Origin of the sequence: Acinetobacter sp. RW6, assembly GCF_041956835.1 — a bacterium.
Taxonomy (GTDB): domain Bacteria; phylum Pseudomonadota; class Gammaproteobacteria; order Pseudomonadales; family Moraxellaceae; genus Acinetobacter; species Acinetobacter calcoaceticus.
In genome coordinates this window covers 1,958,995-1,982,776 of the sequence record NZ_CP167121.1, presented here as the reverse complement: position 1 = coordinate 1,982,776, position 23,782 = coordinate 1,958,995, and the positions used below count along the sequence as shown (strand labels likewise).

The 23,782-nt window shown below is 36.1% G+C and carries 19 protein-coding genes; 17 read left to right on the top strand and 2 right to left on the bottom strand.

Annotation, left to right across the window (positions count from 1 at the left end; translation table 11 throughout):
- Window positions 1-29: 29 nt before the first annotated feature.
- Window positions 30-998, bottom strand: a complete 969-nt coding sequence (locus ACB088_RS09380) for a formylglycine-generating enzyme family protein (RefSeq protein ID WP_375036768.1) — start codon at window positions 996-998, stop codon at window positions 30-32.
- Window positions 999-1,328: 330 nt separating this feature from the next.
- Window positions 1,329-2,300, bottom strand: a complete 972-nt coding sequence (locus ACB088_RS09375) for an SUMF1/EgtB/PvdO family nonheme iron enzyme (RefSeq protein WP_375036767.1) — start codon at window positions 2,298-2,300, stop codon at window positions 1,329-1,331.
- Window positions 2,301-3,104: 804 nt separating this feature from the next.
- Here ACB088_RS09375 and ACB088_RS09370 point away from each other — a divergent pair.
- The 17 genes from ACB088_RS09370 to ACB088_RS09290 all read left to right on the top strand — a co-directional run bounded on the left by ACB088_RS09370 (window position 3,105) and on the right by ACB088_RS09290 (window position 23,779).
- Complete coding sequence (locus ACB088_RS09370; protein WP_375036766.1) at window positions 3,105-3,794, top strand: hypothetical protein; 690 nt, start codon at window positions 3,105-3,107, stop codon at window positions 3,792-3,794.
- 16 nt (window positions 3,795-3,810) lie between these two features.
- Window positions 3,811-4,314 (top strand): type VI secretion system contractile sheath small subunit, encoded by a 504-nt coding sequence (tssB, locus tag ACB088_RS09365; protein ID WP_003651049.1) that lies wholly within the window; start codon window positions 3,811-3,813, stop codon window positions 4,312-4,314.
- Window positions 4,307-5,788 (top strand): type VI secretion system contractile sheath large subunit, encoded by a 1,482-nt coding sequence (tssC, locus tag ACB088_RS09360; protein ID WP_375036765.1) that lies wholly within the window; start codon window positions 4,307-4,309, stop codon window positions 5,786-5,788. The genes tssB and tssC overlap by 8 nt, the downstream gene beginning before the upstream one ends.
- A gap of 49 nt (window positions 5,789-5,837) precedes the next feature.
- Entirely contained in the window at window positions 5,838-6,341 is a 504-nt protein-coding gene (locus ACB088_RS09355) for a type VI secretion system tube protein Hcp (protein WP_003651052.1), read from the top strand.
- A gap of 78 nt (window positions 6,342-6,419) precedes the next feature.
- Complete coding sequence (gene tssE, locus ACB088_RS09350; protein ID WP_002048404.1) at window positions 6,420-6,896, top strand: type VI secretion system baseplate subunit TssE; 477 nt, start codon at window positions 6,420-6,422, stop codon at window positions 6,894-6,896.
- Between the two features lie 16 nt (window positions 6,897-6,912).
- On the top strand, window positions 6,913-8,724 hold the full coding sequence (gene tssF / locus ACB088_RS09345) for a type VI secretion system baseplate subunit TssF (RefSeq protein WP_375036764.1): 1,812 nt from the start codon (window positions 6,913-6,915) through the stop codon (window positions 8,722-8,724).
- Window positions 8,688-9,686 carry a type VI secretion system baseplate subunit TssG gene (gene tssG / locus ACB088_RS09340; RefSeq protein ID WP_375036763.1) on the top strand — a complete coding sequence of 333 codons (999 nt, stop codon included), beginning with the start codon at window positions 8,688-8,690 and terminating at the stop codon, window positions 9,684-9,686. The genes tssF and tssG overlap by 37 nt, the downstream gene beginning before the upstream one ends.
- Entirely contained in the window at window positions 9,683-11,092 is a 1,410-nt protein-coding gene (locus tag ACB088_RS09335) for a hypothetical protein (protein ID WP_375036762.1), read from the top strand. The genes tssG and ACB088_RS09335 overlap by 4 nt, the downstream gene beginning before the upstream one ends.
- A gap of 30 nt (window positions 11,093-11,122) precedes the next feature.
- Window positions 11,123-14,941 carry a type VI secretion system membrane subunit TssM gene (gene tssM, locus ACB088_RS09330; RefSeq protein ID WP_375038743.1) on the top strand — a complete coding sequence of 1,273 codons (3,819 nt, stop codon included), beginning with the start codon at window positions 11,123-11,125 and terminating at the stop codon, window positions 14,939-14,941.
- Window positions 14,942-14,978: 37 nt separating this feature from the next.
- Window positions 14,979-15,938, top strand: coding sequence for a type VI secretion system-associated protein TagF (gene tagF / locus ACB088_RS09325; RefSeq protein WP_005047747.1), 960 nt, complete (start codon window positions 14,979-14,981; stop codon window positions 15,936-15,938).
- Window positions 15,939-15,940: 2 nt separating this feature from the next.
- The gene (locus tag ACB088_RS09320) at window positions 15,941-16,708 is read left to right on the top strand and encodes an OmpA family protein (RefSeq protein ID WP_004642337.1); all 768 of its coding nucleotides are present in this window, start codon (window positions 15,941-15,943) and stop codon (window positions 16,706-16,708) included.
- Window positions 16,709-16,724: 16 nt separating this feature from the next.
- Window positions 16,725-16,988: a PAAR domain-containing protein gene (locus tag ACB088_RS09315; protein WP_003651066.1), complete on the top strand. Its 264-nt coding sequence runs from the start codon at window positions 16,725-16,727 to the stop codon at window positions 16,986-16,988.
- Window positions 16,989-17,136: 148 nt separating this feature from the next.
- Entirely contained in the window at window positions 17,137-19,818 is a 2,682-nt protein-coding gene (gene tssH, locus ACB088_RS09310) for a type VI secretion system ATPase TssH (protein WP_375038742.1), read from the top strand.
- Between the two features lie 22 nt (window positions 19,819-19,840).
- Complete coding sequence (gene tssA / locus ACB088_RS09305) at window positions 19,841-20,935, top strand: type VI secretion system protein TssA (protein ID WP_375038740.1); 1,095 nt, start codon at window positions 19,841-19,843, stop codon at window positions 20,933-20,935.
- A 16-nt stretch (window positions 20,936-20,951) separates the two neighbouring features.
- Window positions 20,952-22,316, top strand: a complete 1,365-nt coding sequence (gene tssK / locus ACB088_RS09300) for a type VI secretion system baseplate subunit TssK (protein WP_375038739.1) — start codon at window positions 20,952-20,954, stop codon at window positions 22,314-22,316.
- 17 nt (window positions 22,317-22,333) lie between these two features.
- Window positions 22,334-23,140, top strand: a complete 807-nt coding sequence (gene icmH / locus ACB088_RS09295; RefSeq protein WP_017390380.1) for a type IVB secretion system protein IcmH/DotU — start codon at window positions 22,334-22,336, stop codon at window positions 23,138-23,140.
- Window positions 23,141-23,152: 12 nt separating this feature from the next.
- Window positions 23,153-23,779: a hypothetical protein gene (locus ACB088_RS09290; RefSeq protein ID WP_375038738.1), complete on the top strand. Its 627-nt coding sequence runs from the start codon at window positions 23,153-23,155 to the stop codon at window positions 23,777-23,779.
- Window positions 23,780-23,782 lie beyond the last annotated feature (3 nt).

Sequence of the window (23,782 nt, the reverse complement as noted above, 5' to 3'; positions counted from 1 at the left end):
TTGTATTATATGTTTCATAATAAATAAGTTTAATTAACTGCGCATCTGACAGAATTATTTTGATTTAAGTCAAGATGATGTTTTTTGGTTAATTCATCTTGAGCAGCTTTAGGGTCTTCTACAGGGTGAATAGCATGTCTGCTGAAAGTGAAGCCTCCAAACATTTGTAGAGTCTGTCCCTCAGAAGGAATTGAACTACGTACAACTTTGAGAGTACCTTTTGTAGGACCTTGAGGGTTTTTTTCAGGAGATTTATTGTAATACTGTGGATCATACCAGTCTAGCATCCACTCATAATTATCAGTAATCATGTCATAAAGACCTAAAGAAGTTGCAGGAAACTTTAATAATTCAGGAATATTTCTAAACGCATTTAATCTATTTTGTTGATTTTGACGTTGTTCGAAACTCCAAACATTTCTACCGATATCAATTTTACCATTGTCTGTAGGATAAAGAATATATTGTCCGCGATTTCGCGCAGCATATTCCCATTGAGCCTCAGTGGGTAAATCCATTTTTAAATTAAGTTGTTTCCCTAACCATTGGCAATAATTTCGGGCTTGCTGCCAATTTACCCCTACTGCTGAATTAGGAATTCGATCTTGAATTGATAACTCATCAAATTTCCCAACTTTTTCCTGTCCAGTAACTTCAGTATATACATCAAAATCGGCATAAGTTGCTTTTGTTGCGCTTAATGCATAATTGTCTAAAGTAACTTTGTGTAAAGGCTTACTATCTGCGTCACTATCGTAGGGTAATTTGTCTGGGCTTTTTTGCTCACCAAAATCCCCCATCATAAAAGTACCACCTTTAATCTCTACAAGATTCTTTTTCGTTTTATCAAGTAGTTGTTGCAGCTTCTTTTGTTGCTCTGATGAGAGATTTTGTTTAGTCGTAAATGTTTGTGGTTGCTCTGTATTATTTGTTGATTTTGCACAGGCAGTTAACGTAATACTCGAAAGTAGAATGATGGCTAAATTTTGTTTAATCATCTTATTTAAAAATCATGTAGTTGAGTGGTGATGTGATTATTTTAGTGAGAGACATAAGAGATATAAATAGAGGTTTTGTTATTTAGGCATAGAAATAATATAACTTCTTTAGAGAGTAATCCTTTCAAGACGTGTCTGTAATAAATTTTTCTTGTTTTCCCTATTTTTAATATTTTTAGATAACTTTAGATAAAAGCAATGAGGAGTGATTCAGAAGGGGTTACTCTAATGATGAGTAACCTGAATATTTTGGCGCCTTTTGATGAAGATAAGGAAATAGTGGATAAGCAAATATATAAAGTTTAATTATATATTTTCTTGATCAAATTGCTAATAATTAACCGCACATCGAACAGAATTAAATCGATTTAAGTCTATGTTATATTTTTTAATATCAGGATCATTTGATAATTTGGGATCTTCTACAGGATGGATGGCATGGCGACTAAAGGTAAATCCACCAAACATTTGTAAATTCTGTCCATTAGATGGTTCTGCACTTCGTACAACTTTAAGAGTTCCTTTTGCAGGCCCTTTCGGGTTTTTTTCAGGAGATTTACTATAATAATGTGGGTCATACCAATCAAGCATCCACTCATAATTATCGGTAATCATGTCATATAGCCCTAAAGGGGTAGCTGGAAATTGTTGCAATTCTGGTATTTTCTCATCAGCTTTATATTTTGTTATTAGTTCTTGTCTTTGTTTGAAACTCCAAACATTTCTACCAATATCAATTTTACCGTTGTTTGTAGGGTAAAGAATGTATTGTCCACGATTTCTTGCTGCATATTCCCATTGTGCTTCAGTAGGTAAATCCATTTTTAAATTAAGTTTTTTTCCTAGCCATTGGCAATAATTTTGGGCTTGTTGCCAATTGATACCAGCTGCCGCAGTGGGAACCCGCTCACTTATTGATAACTTATCAAACTTTCCAATTTTTTGCTGTCCAGTAACATCGGTATATATATCGAAATCAGCATACGTCGCTTTTGTTGCACTTAATGCATAAGTATCTAAAGTGACTTTGTGTAAAGGTTTGCTATTTGCATCACTATCATATGGTAATTTATCTGGGCTTTTTTGCTCACCAAAATCCCCCATCATAAAAGTACCGCCCCTAATTTCTACAAGATTCTTTTTTGTTTTATCTAAGAGTTGTTGCAGCTTTTTTTGTTGCTCTGATGAGAGATTTTGTTTAGTCGTAACTGCTTGGGATTGCTCTGTTGTATTTGTTGATTTAGCACAAGCACTTAAAGCAAGACTTGAAAATAAAATAACAGCTATATTCCATTTCATCATTTTCTTGGAAATCATTAGGTTGAATATTGGTGAAAATATTTTAGTAAGAGAGGTAGAAGATATAAATAGCGGTTTAGTTATTCAACTAAGTGAATAATCATTCATTACGGGTTATGAAAAAATAAAAAGAACTAAGATATTTTATAATTGAAGCATAGATTGCATACCCTTTTGGTAGTCAAAGGGGAATTTATAATTCTTTACCTCATGCTTACAAAAAAAAACTTAATTTTTTTGCTTCTAGATTTTTGATGAAAATATATTGAAAAAGCATGCTTAGGGGCGGGAGTGTTACTTTTTAACCTTTATCATGGAAACTAAATTTATTTAAAAAGTATAATAGATAGACAGATTAGTCTTGACAAGTTTTATGGTTTTTTGTAGCGCACTTTTTTACTTTAAGTTTTGATGGTTTGTTCGTAACCAAATAGAAGCACCTTGTAGTTAATATAAACTTAAATATTGTTAAGCAAATGTTTCAAAAAAACTAAATTAATGATATTTAAATAAATTTTTCATTCAGTTTTTATTTTTATTTATTTGATTAAAATCAATTACTTATTTTTAATTACAAAAAATAACAATATTATATTTTTATAAGAATAACTTTATTAAGCTATATTTTATAACCATCTTAACTATTTACTTTTAGTTTAAGTTGATATGATTTTTATATAAAATATGTTTGTTTATATGATAAACTGCGCATAAATTTTTTGAATATAAGGTTTATAGTCTGATTTTTTAATGTTTTCTCAATATTAACTTTTCAGTAAAGCCTTGAATAAATAAGAAAACAGAGGAATGAAAGTTGTGTTGAAACGAAGTATTTTGATACTTTTTCTGACTGGAAACATTATCGGTCTATCAGGTGCTCAAGCAGCAGAACTAGAGCCTGTAAAACTTAAAAAAAGTTGTATTAAAAAGAATCCGTTAGCAGAAGGCCAAAATGATCCTGAGCTATTGAATATTTTTAAGCAAGTTTGTGATAGTGATAATGCGACTCAAAAAAATGATTTATTAGCTAAAGCAGCCATGCGGTTTTATCAGACCAATCAACCAGTTAAAGCGTTGAATTTGGCAAGTCAATTGCAAAGTCAAAATATACGCGGTTCATTAATAACAGATGTTTTATTTTTATCTGGTGTAAGCATTGCAAATAACTCATTGCAGCAAATGCGAAGTCAGGAAATGCGTTATTTAAGCAATGATGTAACTTACCCACCCGCTAAACAGTTAATTGAAAATATTCATACTTCAATGCCTGCGCCTGATACTTCAAATGTTAAGGCTGCAACAGAAGGTGGTTCAGTTGATAACGAACGAAGAAGTTATAAAAAACAAACTGTAACACGTAACAGAGTTACTACTTCCAGAACAGCAACTAAACGAGTAGCAACTCCAGCAAAAGCAACTGCGGTTAAACAAAAAACTGCCCCTGTAGCCAATGTTAATAAATCAAAAAGTTCGCCTTTTGACCCTTTAATTAAATAATCAGGAATAGAATCTTATGGCTAAGAGAGAAAGCGTACAAAAGAAGCTTCAGCGAATTCGACCTCCACGTGTTCAGCTTACATATGATGTTGAAATTGGTGATGCAAAAGAAGCGAAGGAACTACCATTTGTTGTTGGTGTGATGGGTGATTTTTCAGCAGCATCTGAGCTTGAACGTACAAAATTAAAAGATAAAAAATTCATCAATGTCGACTTAGATAATATTGATGAAGTTATGGAGTCATTGTCTCCAAGAGCAGCTTTTCAGGTAGATAATACGCTGACTGAAGAGGGTGGGAGAATTGCAGTTGATTTAACATTTAAGTCAATGGAAGATTTTCGCCCAGAAAATGTTGTTCAACAGGTTGACCCATTAAAGAAACTGGTTGAAGCACGCGAGCGTTTAACTGATTTGAGAAATAAGATTTCGAACAGTGAGCGTCTAGAAGACTTGCTTGATGAAGTGCTTAAGAGTACTGATCAGATCCGTAAATTAAGTGCGGAGGCTGATCATGAATAATACTCAATCTGCAGCAATGTCACTTGTTGAAAATGAACAAGTTAATCTTTTAGACTCGATTGTTGAAGAAAGCCGTATTGCCCGAAATGAAGAAGAACATTCGCGTGCGAAAAGCTTAATCGGTGAACTTGCCAAAGAAGTAATGGCAGGAACAATTACAGTTTCTGAAAATATGACTTTATCAATTGATAAGCGTATTGCCGAAATTGATGCACTGATTTCAAATCAATTAAGTCAGATCATGCACAATGAGCAATTCCAAAAGATTGAGTCAACTTGGCGTGGTCTTTACTACTTCTGTCAAGAAACACCATCTAATCCGCTCATTAAAATTCGTATGTTAAATACGACTAAAAAAGAGTTGGTAAAAGATTTTCAAGGTGCTACAGACTTTGATCAAAGCACTTTATTCAAAAAAATCTATGAAGAAGAGTATGGGTCTTTTGGTGGTGCGCCATATTCAGCACTCATTGGTGATTTTGAGTTTGACCGTACGCCTTCTGATATGTATTTGCTTGAGCAAATCTCTCATGTAGCAGCAGCAGCTCACGCACCATTTGTTTCAGCTGCTAGCCCAAGCATTTTGGGCCTTGAGTCATTTACAGAAATTGATCGTCCTAGAGATGTTTCAAAAATCTTCGAAACGGCTGAATATGTTCAATGGCGTTCATTCCGTGACAGTGAAGACTCTCGTTATGTCGCATTAACATTGCCGCATGTGCTTGGTCGTCTTCCTTACCATCCAAAAGAAGGAACAGCTACAGAAGGGTTTAACTTTGCTGAAGATGTTTCAGGTGCAAACCACAACGAATATTTGTGGATGAATGCTGCTTATGCTTTCGGTACTCGTTTAACAAATGCATTTGATATGCATGGTTGGTGTGCTGCAATTCGCGGTGTTGAAGGTGGTGGTTTAGTAGAAGGCTTGCCAGTTCATACTTTTAAAACACAAGATGGCGAAGTGGTATTCAAGTGCCCTACAGAAATTGCGATTACTGACCGCCGCGAAAAAGAACTAAGCGATTTAGGCTTTATTCCTTTAGTACATTGTAAAAATACCGATTACGCTGCTTTCTTTGGCGCGCAATCAACTCAAAAACCTAAAAAATATGACAATGATACAGCAAACGCTAACTCTGCTTTATCAAGTCAAATTCAGTACATCATGGCCGTTTCACGTATTGCTCATTATTTAAAAGCAATGATGCGAGATAAAGTGGGTAGCTTTGCTTCTGCTGGAAATGTTGAAGCATTCTTAAATGAGTGGTTGTCACAGTATGTATTGCTGGACGACGGTGCTTCTCAAGAAGCGAAAGCTCAATACCCTCTACGTGAAGCGTCTGTAAAAGTTGTAGAAGATCCTGCTCAACCAGGTCACTACAAATCTGTGGTTTTCTTACGACCACATTTCCAGCTGGATGAGTTGTCAGTTTCTTTACGACTTGTTACTGAGTTACCTCAGTCCTCAAATTAATAAAGGTCAGCGAAAGAATAACTTTAAATTAAAAATAGGAAAGTTCTAAATGAAAGATATATACGTTGAGTTTCGCGGTAAATATAAAGTTGATGGCGAGTCTCGTGATTCTGAGCACAAAGGCTGGTTAGAAGTTAACTCTTGGTCTCACAACATTCGTCAACCTAAATCTGCTACTTCAAGTAGTGTTGGTGGTCATACTGCTGAACGTGTTGAACATTCAGATATGCTTTTTATTAAAGACCTAGATGCAACTAGCCCGAAATTATGGGAAGCGTGTTCAGCTGGTTATACATTTGATGAAGTACAAATTGATTTTTATCGTGCGAATGGCGACAAACGCATCAAGTACTTACAAATTAAATTGAAGCATGTTCTTGTTTCTAGTGTAACTCCAACAGTTAACGAAGAAGGTGTTCCAACTGAAGCGTTTGGTTTGAAATACGCAGCTGTTGAGTGGACATATAACCAACAAGATATTAACGGTACTGCTAAAGGTGCTGTTACTAAGAAATGGTCACTTTCTAATAATACTGCTTCTTACGCAGCATAATTATTTAAGTGAATATTTGGTGGAGGCTGACATAAAGTTAGCCTCTGCTGTCTTTAACCATGCTTGTTGTGGACTCGAATGAATTTAGATCGGCTTTATCCATACGGATTTCGTTCAACTCTGTTTGATCGTTTAATTCCTGAAAGTGAAGATTATGCAAAAGGTCTTTCTATTCAGCAATTAAGAGAATCGGTAGCGAAAGATTTAGAAGACTTGCTAAATAGTCGGGTCGCTAAATTGGACCACGTGGTCGATGATTATCCGCTAGTTAAAAAATCTATACTTCAGTTCGGGATTATTGATTTTGTGGGGCTTTCTACAGCCAATCCACTAGATCGAGATAAGATTTGCCAATCAATTGAACAATCAATTGCAGCTCATGAGCCCAGATTAAGACAAATACGGGTAGAGATGTTGTTGGATGGACATAATATGGGGGCATTGTGTTTAAGCATTCAGGCTTATCTAAATATTCATCCACTGTATGAACCTGTCGTTTTTGATGCATTGCTAAAACCGACAACGCAACAATATGTAATTTCGGCGAGAACCTAGGCGTAGTGGGTGTGTTGTGATAGAAGAGCTTTTACCGTTTTACGAAAAACAACTACAAGAATTTGGTCAGCAATCTCGAGAATTTGCCCAAAAATATCCGAAAATTGCTCAGCGTTTATCGTTAAATCAAGAGCAAATTGATGATCCGCATATTGAGCGTCTCATACAGGCGTTTTCATTAATTGCTGCTCGCATTGATAAAAAACTTGCTGATAGTTATGACGTATTTACACGTTCTTTATTTGAGGTGATGTTTCCTCAATACTTACGACACTTTCCAGCTTGTTCGGTGGTAAGTTTCGAAGATATAAATAAAATCAAACAGCTCACAGAAGCACATATTGTTCCTGCACACACAGTCTTGAAGTCTCGCAGTTTTAAAGGTGTTCAGTGTGAGTTTAATACCACGCAAGAAATCAAATTACTCCCGATAAGTTTGCAAGCGCTAGAGTTTAAAAGTACACCTAGTGCACATATGCATTTAAGTCAAAATGCGACTTTAAGTTTTAAGTTTGAAATTTTTAATCATACTCATTTATGTTTAGTAAATGAAAAACTTCCTATTTATTTAGATGCAATTTCTAATTTTCCGCTTCAAGTACTAGACAGTATTTTTAAGAAGGAAACAACTTTTGCCATAAAAACAGGGCAGAAAGTTGTAGCGTTGGATAAAAATCCATTTGAGTTAACTGGTTTTTCAGAGCAAGAAAGTCTATTGCCACTCGATCAGCATACTCATCATGCGTATCGTTTGCTCATGGAGTATTTCTGTTTTCCTGAAAAATTCAATTATCTTAAGCTAGATTTAGACTTTTTAAAGAATCTATCTCTAGAAGAGAATGATTTTGAACTGCTTATACATTTTAAATTAAATTTAAATGATCAAGCCGTAGTTCGAAATTATTCTGAATTAAATGTCGCTAATTTTAAATTGTTTACTACACCAGTCATTAATTTATTTGAAAAATATGCTGAACCTCAAAAGGTCGTACACAAGCAATTAGAATATCCGTTAATTACAGATGCACATCATCCTGAGTTTTATCAAGTCTATTCAATTACTGAAATGAATATGGTGCGTGAAAAAACCAGTCACGAAGAAAGCTATGTTCCAGTGCTGCCTTTTTTTGCGATGAGCCACTACCATGCAGACAAGGCTCGCTTTTTCTATTCAGTAAACTATCAAAAGTTACAGCCCAATTTCGTCGAAATGGGTTATTCAATTATTTCTAAAAATTTAAATCCTTCTTCAACACGTTCAGATTTTATTAGTACAAAATTATTATGTTCAAATCGTGACTTGCCACATGAAGCATTAGGGCAGTCTAATAATATATTAAACTTAAATGATAGTAGTCTGGCCAGACGTGCGATTGTTTTAAAAAGGCCCACTAAACCTTATCAATTTGGACAAAGCCAGACTGAGCAGTGGCGTGTCATTTCACACCTTTCATTAAATAGTTTGGCTTTAATGAAAGGTGATGCCGTATCTCATATTAAAGAGTTACTTGCTTTATATAACTTACCGTTATCAAAAGAAAATTATCTAATTATTGAATCAATTAAACATCTCGAATTTTCACTTACTCACAAACTGGTAGATGGTAAACCATTCCCAATGTTTGTAAGGGGCGTGAAGGCCGAGTTGCAAATTGATTCATCTGTATTCAGAGGGCATAGCCTATACATTTTTAGCCAATTGTTAAGTTGTGTTTTTAATTTAAAGGTTCAAATTAATAGTTTTGTTGATTTGGTTGTTAAGGATTATTCATCTCAGCAGGAGTTATACCAATGCAGTCAGAACGTTGGTGGCAAGACTCTTCTATAACAGCTGAGCTGTTTAACAAGCCAAAGTCTTTTGAATTTATTCAGGCAACACGTCTATTAAGGCATGATTTTAGTCGCGCAGCTGGTTCATCTTGGAGTGATCATTTCAAGTTTGAGACATCCTTTAATTTAAATTTCCCTGCTACTGAAATTGAAAATTTAGAATTATCGGATGAAAGGGTTTATATCACGAATTTAATTGTTGGTCTTACAGGTATACAAGGTGCTTTACCATATACATATACCAATAAGATTAAACAGGCCCCACGGCAGCAAAGAGCTGAAACTAAAGAGTTTCTGAGTTTATTTAACCATAAGCTTACTGCTCAATATGTAGAGTCCAGCATTACATATAATTTACCGATTCGATATGAGACTGAGTATAAAAACGATTATTTAGATATTCTGCATGCGTTGAATGGCTATGTGCGCTCCCAACATCAGCAAACAGAGCTTGATGACTATTTTGCAGAGTTTTCTGGATTAATGCAGGGCCAGAATAATACAGTTCATGCATTAAAAACGATGCTGTCCTGTATTTTTAAGCATGAAATTACGATTAAAGAGTTTATACAAGAATCTTTTAAGTTAGCGAGTGATCAATTAACGACTTTAGGTGGAAGTCAGCCGAGCTTACTTGGTATTAATACATTTTGTGGGGAAACCATTCAGCAAATTGATGGAAAAATTGAAATTCAGATTGGACCACTAAAGCGTCAGCAATATTTAAATTTCCTCCCAAATCAAGAGTTGAGTTTAAAACTAAAAAAAATTGTAGAAACGTGGTGTAGTCCAACTTTATCGATAGATCTGCGGCTCGTATTAGATGAGTCAGAAATACAACCTATTTGCTTAACTAAGAATAACCAGAACGGTTTAGGGCAGGGTTCTTTTCTCATATCACGACAACCAAAAGTACATAGTCATGAAACTTGCTATAGCCTTATTGGAGAGAGAATGTGATTAAAAAAATATTACTCTCATTTATTGCTATTTTTACAGTGGTTAGTGGATTTATTATTTTCTACTGGCGTGACGTTCAATATAACCCTGATAAAGGTGATTTTTTTCTTTATTTCTTATTATTGCCAGCAATTATTACATTGGTGATCTTATCGCCTTGGTTAATTTATAGTGCCTATAAAACTTACAAAGATAAAAAAGAACAATCTATAAATCAAAATAAAGATGATGCTAATCAAAAGCAAACCACTGTAATTGACGCACCACTCGAACAGTTAGATTTTAATATTTACTCTGCTTTTGCAGTACATGCATTAGGTGAGAATGAAACAATTATTGAGCAGTTACAAAACTTCAAAAGCCCAGAGTTAGACAATCAACTGTTAAATTCTTACGGGTTGCCTCTATTATCTTATCGTATTAAAGACTTGGATGAAGACAATCATGAGGAGAGTGATTACTCATCTCCACGACAAGTTCGTATGATGTCATTAATAAAACAGCAACTAGACCAAAATATAGAAAATTTATATCTTCTTGCAGAGCATTTAAAACGTTCGACTTTATTTTATGAGTCGCAACAATCTCGTGAATATCATATGCATCCGGCATGGGTTGATCCCGAGTCTGAATATGACGATGCTCAAATGCCTGTAGTCGAAGTTTACCGTTTAAATCGTTTAAATTTACACATCCTTCTTTCGGAGGATTTACTACATATCTGGAATGATGATCAAAGTAATGAATTAATTTTAGAGTTCTTTGCTGAGATTGGTATTGCTCCGCAAAAGGTTCATATTGAATATCATTTTTTTGGAGAGCAATTAGCTTACCAAGAGTTGATACACCTATTAAAAGGTATTCATAAAAGAGAGCATGAGATGTTCTTTTTAGTCGTCGCCGATTCAGAAGTTGATCAAAATCTAGTCGATGAAAAATCTTGGATGATTAAAGATTATATTCCTGCTGAATTTGCAGCAAGCTGTTTACTCGCAGATCCTTTAGTAAAAATTCAAGAATTAGAGCCTACTAAAGCACTGAAAGTGGTTGTGGGTCAACAAGATACAGCGAAGCTTTTTAATAATTTTGAATTTAATGATTTACCTCAGCATGAGGGTGAGGAACCTTATGTGCTGATATTGTCAGATCAGACGGATATAAAAGTTTCGAAGAAATTGCAGCAACACTTTCTTAAAACACCTGTAGAACCGCATCACTATATTTATGTGAAATCTTCATTAGGGCATACCCAACATTTAGCTGATATTTATGGCTTTATGCTGAGTATGCATTTCCCTGAACATATCATTCCTTTTGTCTTTGGTGAAAATACGGTGTCAGCACATACGTTTGTGCAGCATGTCACCGAAAATTCAGAAGATGATGTGATGGTGTTGAATAACTAATTTAAACTTTGGACTTAGAACGAGAATAGAATGCATACAATTTTAGGCTACTTGTGGCAGTACATCACGAATCCTAAAGCAATTATTGCCTTGTCATTGTTCGTGGCATTGATGTCTTCATATACTTCAATTCCCCATCATATATTCTGGGCTTTAGCGACTGCCTATGCTTTGGGTCTTATTGTTTATGGTATCTATTGGCTTATTCAACGAAGAAAACATGCTGCTCAAGGTGAAGAGTTAGCTGAAGCGATTGAAAAAGATAATCAAGCTGAGTACGGAAAAAATAAAGATAAAGAAGAGCTTCAGCTTGTTAATCAACAAATGAAAGAATCAATTCAACTGATTCGTAAATCTAAGTTGGGTGATAAAAAAGGGAATGCTGCACTTTATGAACTTCCTTGGTATATGGTTATTGGTAACCCCGCTGCAGGTAAAAGTTCAGCTATCTATAATTCGGGTTTAAAGTTTCCATTCGAAGAAACGCATCAGAAAATGGTATCTGCTGGGTTAAGCGGTACTCGAAATTGTGACTGGTTTTTCTCTACAGAAGGTATTTTACTCGATACAGCTGGTCGTTATTCTGTTTATAGTGAAGACCATTCTGAGTGGTTAGGTTTCTTAAATATTCTAAAAAAGAACCGTTCTAAAGCTCCTGTCAATGGTTTGATTTTAATTGTCAGTATTGCTGAGCTGATTAGTCAAAGTCCTGAAAATTCGTTAAAGCTTGCTAAAAATTTACGTGCTCGTATTCAAGATTTAACTGAGCGCTTAGAAGTGGTTGTGCCTGTCTATTTAGTCTTTTCAAAAATGGATTTGATTGCAGGTTTTACAGAGTTTTTTGAATTCTATGAAGCTCAGGAATATAACCAAGCTTGGGGTGCGACTCTTCCTTATGAGCAGAGTTCTTCGCACAATGCCGTAGATTTATTCGAGAAACATTACAATATTCTTTACGATGGTTTAAAAGGGGTAAGTTCGACTCATTTAAGTCGCCGCCATTCGCAGAATATCTCTCCAAGTGTAATGACTTTCCCATTGGAATTTAAAACACTAAAACCAGCTTTAAAGAGCTTTATTGCGACACTTTTTGAAGATAATCCATATCAATTTCAACCGGTTTTCCGTGGGTTCTACTTCACTAGTGCTTTGCAGGAAGGTGTCATTGAAAGTCCAATGACTGAGCAAATTGCACAAGAATTCCAGCTGACTCAGATTGCTCAAAGTGATTTAAAAGATCATTCAAAAATTACCCCTAACCACGGTTATTTCTTAAATGGTCTATTTTCAGATGTTATTTTAAAAGATAAAGATCTTGTTAAGCAGCATGTAAATGCTGGCAGAAAACGTCAACGTTATATTGCATTTATTGGCGCTTTAGCAGGTGTTTCAATTATTCTTGGTGTCTGGGTTTGGTCTTATCGCAATAATCAGCAATTAATTGCTGAAGTTCAAGCAGATTTAAATAAGGTTGTTCAATTAGAAAAATCTTCAGGCCAGCAATTATCAACCCAATTAGAAGCTTTACTTATTCTTCAAAGACGTCTACAACAGTTAGATGAGTTTGATGAAAATAGACCACTTAAGTTTAGTTTTGGTTTATATCAGGGCAATGAGCTTCGTGAAAAACTAAAAGCGGAATATTTAAAAGGCGTTAAGCAAATTGTTTTAACACCGACACAGCAAAATATTGCTCAATATTTGCAACGCGTAAAAAATAATGAAGCAACATTAAAAGCCAATCATACGAATGTTGAAATTAAACAAACTGCTCAGTCTCAACAATATTTAGAACCTTCAGATACAAATCCTCAAGATGCTTACAATGCATTAAAAGCATATTTAATGATGAGTAATCCACAGTATATGGATGCAAGTCATTTAAGCGATCAGGTTACGCGTTTCTGGCGTTCTTGGCTTGATGCCAATAAAGGTCAAATGCCACGTGCAGATATGATTCAGGAAGCTGAACAGATCTTGTCATATGCAATGACTTTAGCAAATGATAAACAATTTCCAATTTTAGATGCAGATTCGCAAATTGTTGATCAAACACGTCAAGTATTGCTCTCTGTTGTCAGAGGAATGCCTGCGCGTGATCGTGTTTATAACGAAATAAAAATGCGTGCTGCGGTACGTTTCCCTGCGCTTACTGTAAGTCAAATTGTGGGTGAGGCAAATAAAAATGTTGTATTGGGTAGTTATGCATTGCCTGGTGTATTTACCCAAAAAGCATGGAATGACTATGTAGAAAAGGCGATTGAAGAAGCGGCAGATAAGCCAACAGATAGTAAAGACTGGGTGCTAAATAGCCGTCAATCTGATGATTTAACTTTCTCAGGCAGCCCTGAACAAATTAGAAAGCAACTGACAGCACTCTATAAGCAAGAATATATTGCAGAATGGAGAAAATTCTTAAGTGGTATTCATTATGCTAAAGCTGGCCAATTTGCTCAGCAAGTAAAAAATATTGATGTTTTAGGTGAGCCACAGAACTCTCCGATTCGTACTTTAATTGAAAGAGTGGCAATCGAAACAAACTGGGATAATCCAGTTGTGCAAGCAGAGCTCGCAGCTCCACAAAAAGGATTTGTTGCGTGGTTTAAACGTAAAGTTTTAAATCATGATGATAAGGCTGCTAATCAAGTGGCGACTAATGCTCAGGGTGCTATTTCTCAAGAATATCAAATGTTCTATCAGTTGGTTCGCAAACGCGATGATCAACAAGGTAAATCATTACTTGATGAATATATGACAAATTTAGCTCTAGTTCGTAGCAAGTTTAACGAGCTTAAGAATGCAGGTGAAGTTGGGCCTAATGCGATGACATTAGTCAAGCAAACCCTTAATGAGCAAACTTCTGTATTTAACCAGACGCAAAAAATTGTAGATGAAAAAATGGCGGTTGGTTTCAATGAAATCGATCAGCGATTACTACAAAAATTGGTGGTTAGTCCACTTACGCAGGCTTTTGAAAGTTTAATTACACCGGCACAAGATGAAATTAATAAATTGTGGGTAATGCAAGCTTATCAACCATTTACAGCAAATCTTGCTAAGAAATATCCATTTAACTCATCAGCTTCTTTGCAGGCGACAAGCAGTGAAATTGGTCAAATCTTGGGTGAGAACGGTAGTATTTCACGTTTTGTAAAAGAAAGCCTTGATCCATTTGTGATCCGTCGTGGTTATACGTTAACGTCTAAAACATGGAAAGATTTAGGAATTAGTTTAAATCCTCAATTCGTGATGAATTTCCAAAGATATGTTACTCCAGCGAATGGTATGGCAACAGGTGAGTTGAATGCTCAAGCTCCAGCAGCACCAGCAACCAACCAATCGAACTTCCAGTTCTATCCAATTCCAAACCCACAGTTACTTTCATATACCGTTGATATCGATGGTCAGCGTATGACTTATGAAAACGGTGTTCAACAGTGGGTTAACTTCATTTGGCCAAACCAAGGAAGCATTCCGGGTGCTCGTATTACTGCTGTGGATTTACAAGGTCAAACGCACACTATTTTTGATGAGCCAGGTGAATATGGTATTAACCGTTTAATTGATAGTGCTCAGCGGAAAGAACAAAATGGTGGATTTGAAATGCTTTGGCGTAGTAAGACAGACCCATCAATATTTGTAAAAATGAATTTCCGTCTAATTAGCAGTAATTCAGGCAGCATTGGTTCAAGCCGTGGTTATTCTGGTATGCAACTGGTTGATAAAGTCACTGCCGATAAAGCAGCTCGAGTGGTGTCTGCTCAGCAGGCACCAGCTCAAGCGGCCCCAGCAAAAACAGAAAATCCTGTTGCAGCACTCGCTCAGCCTTCTGCGGGAGTTAAACCATGATATGGAAAATAACCTCTATGCAAAAGGAGGAACAATAATGCAAACATTAAAAACTACTCCTTTGTATTACGGCAAAAGTCCTGCACGAGGCGACTTTTTAAAAACAAAAGGTCAGAATGCCTTAATACAGTTGCTTGATCAGTGGATTACTGAAGCATTGGAATATGCGATGCAATCGGGCAGCTTTAAAGAAGCTTATAGCACGTTGCCTTCACTGGATTTCTTTATTGCCAATCCAAAAGAAAATATGTTTTTGGTTGCGAATCTACTCGCAAGTGAAGATAGTTCGGGTCGATCTTTTCCAATGGTGCTGAGCCATTTATTAGAAATTGATTTGCCGTATGATAATTTGTTATATGCACCATATAGCTATAAACATGTGCTGGTTGATTTATTTCAAAACAATCGCGCTTTAAAAGGCATTAAAGATTCAGATTTGTTACTTGGAAAATTAGGTCACTTACAAAATCAAATTCAGGTTTTAACTGAACGAGAATGTGTAGGCTTTTATGAAAATCATACGATGCACTCATTTGCTCAGTTAATGAAGTTAAGTATTTATGAGTTAGCGCAAAGTATGATTGGGCTGGGGTTATTACTACAGCCAATTTTACAAAATGGAACTAGTCGGTTAAATAAAGTTTTAATTTTGCCTATTAATAATCCTGCTTACAGTTATGAAATAGCTGCTTTTTGGGTCAGTATTATTTGCCGCTTTTTAAAGGAGCATAATACTGAGGTGCTGATAGGTTTGCTACATCGAGAGCAACCCGTATTATTCTTCGGTTTTCAAGGTGCTGATATTTTAGCCCTTAGCGATATTTTTACTCAGAATATGGATAGTAAACATTGGGTTTCTTTAATAGAAGCTCAGTGGATTGATACTTATTTGGAGCAGAATGCTGGTTTAGCTACGCTAGAACAATCATTATGCCAACGCCAATTAAGTTTAAATCAAGGCTTAAAACTATTTAGACAGACTTTTTTGGGTGAATAATAATGAATCAACGATATCAAACTAAACTTTCACAGCTCATAAAAGGCTGTCTTATCTATGCCGTAGCTAATTATGCTTTGGCTCAGCCCATTGTTGTAGAAGGGGTAGTTCCTAATGAAGCCAGTAAGCAAGCTATCTTATTAAAAATGCAGTCTGTTTATGGCGCAGATCAGGTTGTAGATAAAATACAAGTTAGACCAGTAGCTGCTCCAAATGGATGGAGTGATTCCGTAACTCGAGTCATTACGCCTGATCTTAAAAAAGTCTCACAAGGTAAATTAAGCGTAAACGGTACTCGATTTGAGTTGAGTGGAAAAATGCTGAATCCAGCAGATATTCAACCTACCATTCAATCATTTCAAGGGTTAGTTCAGCCTCCGTATCAACTGTATTCACAATTATCAGTCAATCAGGCTGAACAGAAAATTATTGATGATGCACTTAAGAATCGAATTATTGAGTTTGAATCTGGCAGTGCAGTGTTAACAGATGCCGGTCAAAAAATTCTAGATGAGATGGCTGTTGCTTTAAATAAAGTAGGCGGTAAAAAAGTCAAAATCGTAGGACATACCGATAGTTCCGGCGATGCGACTAAAAACTTAAAACTTAGCCAAGATCGAGCATTGGCAGTAAAAAACTATTTAATTAGTAAGAGTATTCCGGCAGACCATTTATCTGCGGAAGGTTTAGGTTCCTCTAAACCAGTCGCAGATAATACTTCTCCAGAAGGAAGAAAGAAAAACCGTCGAATTGAGTTTACCGTTCTATAAATATAAGGAGAAGAACATGGCTAGCCCTTACATTACGATTGGATGCCCAACCACAGGTGGAGGGCAAGTCATTTCTGGTAATAGTACGTTTTTAATTGATGGAATTGCAATTGCGTGTGTAGGAGACAAGGCAACTTGTCCGTTACACAAAACGGTTTCTACGATTGTATCGGGTGATCCGAATATGCTTGTTATGGGAAAATCTGGAGCTCGCGTAAATGATTCATTATCATGCGGTTGTAAATTATTACCAAAACAAAGTTTAGTTAATCAAGGATAAGGGTAGAGATATTTTTATATAGATATAAATATCTACTAGAACATATTAACGCTTGAAATGATGAGTAGTTTGTCTGATAAAGCTGAATTTTGTTAATATACAGACATTATGATTTTAAGCATTAAATTATTTAAAAATATTGAGAGTAATGATGAGTAATTTAAAAATTTTAATTACAAAACTTTCTACAGTTGCGCGTACTGCTTTAGAAAAATCGGCTAATGCTTGTGTTATTCAACAAAATTACGAAATTGAAATTGAACATTTATTTTTAGAGCTACTTAATCAATCTTTAGAGAATGATTTAAAAATTTTATTAAAGAAATATAAAATTTCACCTGAAGCTTTAGCCGATGATTTAAAAGAGACAATATCTCAATTACCGAAAGGTAATAATCGAACTCCTATTTTTGCTAAATCAATCGTTCGTTTGTTCGAACAAGCTTGGTTATTGGCTTCGGCTGAGCAAAATCCAGTCATGCGTAGTGGTCATTTATTAGTTGCATTATTAACTGCACCTGATTTATATCAAATTGCCACTCGAGCTTCGAGTTTATTTGATCTTTTACCAATTGATTCAATGAAACATAAGTTTCTTGAAATTTGTGAGAAGAGTGTTGAACAACAAGATGAAACAAAAACACTTTCGGGTGAAGCTGAGCCAACAGAAGCCACTGTAGCAAATACCAAAGTCGCTAAAACTCCTGCGCTTGATCAATATACGATTAATCTAACTGAAAAAGCTAAACAAGGCGGTATAGACCCAGTTATTGGTCGTGAATATGAAATTCGTTTAATGCTCGATATTTTAATGCGTAGACGCCAAAATAACCCGATCTTAACTGGAGAACCAGGGGTTGGTAAAACAGCGGTGGTCGAAGGTTTAGCTTTAAAAATTTCCCAAGGTTTAGTGCCTAATGCCCTAAAAAACGTACATTTACATGTGCTTGATATGGGGCTGTTACAGGCAGGCGCAAGTGTTAAAGGCGAGTTTGAAAATCGTTTAAAACAAGTGATTCAAGAGGTTCAAGCTTCTGCTCATCCTATTATCTTATTTATTGATGAAGCGCATACCTTAATTGGTGCGGGTGGGCAAGCAGGACAAAATGATGCTGCGAATCTTTTAAAACCGGCACTTGCACGTGGTGAGTTGCGCACGATTGCTGCAACAACATGGGCTGAATACAAACAATATTTTGAAAAAGATGCTGCATTGAGTCGACGTTTTCAGGTGGTAAAAGTAGAAGAGCCAACTGAAGATGTTGCCGTTGATATGTTACGGGCAATGATTCCTGTGATGCAGCAGCACTTTAATCTACAAATTGATGATGAGGCGATTGTTACGGCGGTTCATTCTTCACATCGATATATTAGTGGTCGTCAACTTCCGGATAAAGCAGTGAGTGTGCTTGATACAGCAGCAGCACGTGTGGCTTTGACTCAAAATGCACAACCGGTAAAGCTTGACCAGTTAAAGGCTCAAGAGCATAACTTAAAGCTTGAACAGCAAATTTTAGAAAATGAGCATCGTCAGATTCCAATTCATCATGAACGATTAGAAACTTTAAAAGCTAATTTAGAATCTTTGCAAAAAGAGATTCAAGAAACCCAAGAACAGTGGCAAAAAGAATTAGAACTTGTTCATAAAATTCAGGAATTAGAAGCACAGAATCATACGAATGAATCTGAGGCTTATGATCAGATTAATCTGCTACGTAAAGATCTTGCTGATATTCAAGGCCAGCAACCATTAGTATTTGAAAGAGTAAACTCTCAAATCATTAATGAAATTATTTCTGATTGGACGGGTATTCCAGTTGGAAAAATGGTCAATGATGAAATTAAACAAATATTAACGCTTGAAGATAAATTGGGCGAACGTGTAATGGGGCAAGATTATGCACTCACACAATTAGTTCAGGGCATTAAAACTTCAAAAGCAAGACTTGAAGATCCGAATAAGCCACAAGGTGTATTTCTTTTGGTAGGCCCAAGTGGTGTAGGTAAAACTGAAACTGCACTAACTTTGGCAAATGAATTATATGGTGGTGAGCAGCATTTAATTACCATCAATATGTCGGAATACCAAGAGGCACACACTGTATCTTCACTTAAAGGTGCACCTCCTGGATATGTGGGATATGGTCAAGGCGGTGTTTTAACAGAAGCTGTTCGCCGTAATCCTTATAGTGTTGTCTTACTTGATGAAATTGAAAAAGCACATAGTGATGTTCAAGAACTGTTCTATCAAGTATTTGATAAAGGTACTTTAGAAGATGGTGAAGGACGAGTAATTGACTTTAAAAACACCACTATTTTGTTGACTTCAAATGCTGGCTCAAGCGCGATTATGCAAGCGTGCTTAAATACGCCTGTAGAAGAATGGCCTACAGCTGAAGAGTTGATTGACCATTTAAAACCAAGTTTGTATAAGCAATTCAAGCCTGCATTTTTAGGTCGCATGAGAGTGGTGCCATATTTCCCATTGCATGATGATTTACTCGTACGAATTATTAAACATAAGCTAGGCAAGATCACAGCAAGAATTGAGAAACAATACGGTACACAAGTCCAATATTCTGATGATTTGGTAGAGTTGCTCTTAAGCCGCTGTACAGAAGTCGATAGTGGTGCACGTAATGTCGATAATATTTTAAACTCTACGGTGTTACCTGCATTAGCTACAGAAATTTTGGTGGCTTTGGCAGAGCAAAAATTGCCAAAAATTATCATGATTGATGCTAAAGATGACGAAATTCAATATTTACTAGATCCAGTTGCAAAAGCTGCTAAAAAAAGGACGAGTAAAAAGTTGAAGTCAGAAGTTTAAAATTGAATAGAGCTAAAATTAGATGAATATTGATATTTCTGAACTACTTGAACCCATTAGTGATAGTTTGCCTTGTGGTGACGACTTTTCGTTTTCTAATGAATTTCATGAAATAAAAAAAGCGAAGACACAAGATGATCTATTGCTAGATCAAGGTGATTGGGTTGCTGAGCGTAAACAAGCCGATTGGGACTTTGTATCAAATAAAACGAGCGTTTTGCTAAAAGAGAATACAAAAGATATTCGTCTATTAACTTGGCTCTTAGAAGCTTGGACTCATCTTTATGGTTTTGATGGTATGGCTAAAGGTTTAACTCTAAGTCATACCATGTTGAATCAATATTGGCAGGAAATTCACCCTGTTATCGAAGATGATGACTTAGATCAACGCATTGGTTTATTACAGGGTTTAATTAATCAACTTCCGATGTTGTTAAAGAAAGTTTCTTTAAACAATACAGCTCCTTATTATAATTTGCTTGATTACGATAATTTTCTATATCACGAAAATGTTCGTCGTAAACAAACTGAAGATTACGATAGTCAGTCGGGACCATCGGAGTTAGAGCAATTCGATCAAGCTATTTTTAATACGTCTAAAACTTTTCAATATTCTAATTATCAAGATTTTAGTTCAGTCTTAACTGAATGGGATGTTTTAAAGCAAACCCTTGATCATTTAATGGGACTAGATTCGCCGAGTTTTGGTGCAATTGATTCAGCATTTGAAACCATTCACAGCACATTACGCAAGATTTATAAAGCAGAAGCTTTTGGTACTGGGCTTGCGCCAACCCAAGAGCAGGCGACAGTCATCACGAGCTCATCTATGGAAAATCAAGTGCCTGTACAAGTTGTTTCAGATCAGCCTGCTTTTCAGCCTCAAGCTCAAACACACTTGGCTAACCGTGAGCAAGCAATGAAAGTGCTGCAAGAAATCGCGGATTACTTTCAAGCAAATGAGCCTCATAGCCCTGTGAGTTATATGCTTCAAAAAACCATTAAATGGAGTCAAATGCCGTTACATGAATGGCTAGCACAAGTCATTAAAGATGAGCATCCATTGCAAATGGTTCAGGAAATGTTAGGTGTACAGCCTAAAAATGAATACGAATAAAGATTGGTAAAGACATATGTTTAAAGCTGAAAAAGTCCTTTGGGGCGAAGGTTTATTTTTAAGACCTCAACATTTCCAAATACAAGATACCTATCATGAACAACGGTTGAATCATACGGTTAGAGCGGTTGTACCTTTTTCATATGGTATTCAGAAATTAAATTTCGATGAGGCTCAATTGAGCACACATATACTTGCTTTAGAGTCTGTAGAGATGATCTGGCAAGACGGAGAAATTTATCAGGCACCGGCATATGATCTATTACCTGAACCAATTTTATTAGATGATCTTAATTTACGTGGTGAGATGCTAATCTATTTAGCATTGCCGCTTTTACAAGCAAATAAGCAAAATCTAATTGATCAAAACCAAGCGCAAAAGGGCAGATATCAATCTCACCTTGTTGAAATACATGATCTATTCACTAATGCAACCGAAGCAGATATTAGTTTGTTACGCCGTCGTGCTGTTTTTAAACTATTAGATGTACATAGTAATCCTGACCATAATTTAGATGGTTTCTTATATCTGCCTATTGGAAAAATTAAGCGTCAAAGCTCAGGTGCTTTTGAAATTGATCGAAAGTTTATCCCGCCAATTTTGCATGTAGATGCATCTGAAACACTCATTTCAAATTTAAAAAGAACATTGAATGTTATTAAGGCAAAAATTAAGACCATTCAAACCAATAACCGAGAAAATGAACAGAAGTTAATTGAATTTCGTTCAGGTGATATTGTTTCATTCTGGTTAGTGAATGCATTAAATACAGCACATGCTGGTCTAAATCATTTTGTGCAATACCCACAAATCCATCCAGAGCGTTTGTTCTTTGAATTATTGCGTTTAGCAGGGTCATTATTAACTTTCTCGACGGCCTATGATGTCGATCAATTACCTGCCTATAAACACCATAATTTACAAGAAAGTTTTTCGCAGTTAGATACGATTTTGCGTGATTTACTCGATACGATTATTTCGAGTCGTTACATCAGCATTGCACTTAAAGAAATCCGTCCTTCATATTGGGTGGGAAGTCTTGAGACCGATAAGATTACTCGAGACACTCGACTTTATATTGCAGTATCAAGTAGCGTAATGCAGACACATGAGTTGATCCAGATCGTACCTTTACGATTCAAAATCGGTAGCACTTTAGATGTAGAGCAACGTGTGGTCGCTGCATTACCTGCAATTCCATTGCATCATTTAATTCAAGTTCCAACTGCTATCCCTGTGCGCTCTGGTGTGAGCTATTTTGAAATTGAACCACATCACGAGCTATACCAACGCATGTTAGATTCAGAGACGATTTGTATTTATGTTCCAGCTGGCTTCCAAGATATCAGTATTGAACTGATTGCGGTCATGAACGCTTAACAGTAAAGGAGAGAAAAATGTCACAATCCACAGGTGCTCCTTCTTTATTTGATGATGGGCAAATTGGAACAGGCGGGAGCAATAATAGCCAGTCTCAAGCAAAACTACAGGCAATCAATCTTATTGATTTATTGCATGATGGGTTTTATTTGGTTTTCTTGATTCGAAATCAGTATGTGCCGGCAGATGCGCAGCGGTTTCGTGAAAAAATCTTAAATTTACTTAATCAATTTGAGCAACAAGCCAAAAAGTTGCAATTTTCAGCCGATGATATTCATGATGCTAAATATGCATTCTGTGCTTTGATTGATGAAACTATCGTAACGCAACAAGATGCGAGTTATTTTAATTTGCAAAATGCTTGGTTGATTAGTCCATTGCAATTGAGCTTGTTTGGTTCTCAATTAGCTGGTTATCGCTTCTTTGAAATATTGGAGCAATTACGTAGCCGTGGAAAAGAACGTCTAGCTGCTTTAGAAGTATTTCATTACTGCCTTTTGTTAGGTTTTCAGGGCAAGTACCGAATTGAGTCAACGGAAAGCCTGAACCATTTAGTATCACGAGTGGGTGATGAAATTGACTATTTGAAGGGGAAAAAGCTCGCATTTTCGCCGTTCTCGGCAATTCCCGATCAGATCCGAAATATTATTCATCGCGAAGTACCGTTCTTCTGGATTTTGATCTTTTTATTGATTTTTGCATTACTTACCTTTGCAGGACTAAGATTTATGCTGAACAATCAAAATGATAAAGCATTATCTAATTATCAAAATGTGATTTCTGCTCCTCAAGAGCAAGCACATATTACAATTTATTTACCTTGATGATGGTACGAAATGGCTCAGGAAAAACCAACTTCTATTCGAGTTTTACAGTCGAATAAAAAAAAGCCGAAATCACCAATACTTTATATTGTCATTGGTGTTATTGCCGGGGTGTTTGTAAGCATCTCGCTATTCCTGTTCTTGTCTCAACCGTATTCGTCAGAATCAGCAGCAATTGAGAGTAAATCAACAGAAGAACAGACTTTAAATCAAGAAACTGTTCATTCTTCTGATGAACAAAATCAGGTTGCTGTAAGTCAAGACAATGAAACAGATTCAATGAGCCGTGATGGCTTTGAACAACCTAAAGATAATGAATTAAGTAGTATCTTTAAACCTGTTCCACATAAGTCCGCTACTACTAATGAACAGCGAGTTTCTCCATTTGACGAACAGCTCACGGGTGAAAAGAAAGTTCAGACTGTGCCTCAACTACAAACAGGGACGATACCTAAAGCGACCCAATCGAAGGTACAGCCAGCTCAGCAAAAGCCAGTGAGTAAACCGCAGCAACAACAAGCTGCACAGGCTAAACCAATTGTTGAGAATAAAGCTCAAGCCGAACAAGAAGCAGAGGTTGAACCACCTAAGGCATCGGTAGATATTAAAATTACACGAAGTCCTTTTGCCGTGAATTAATGA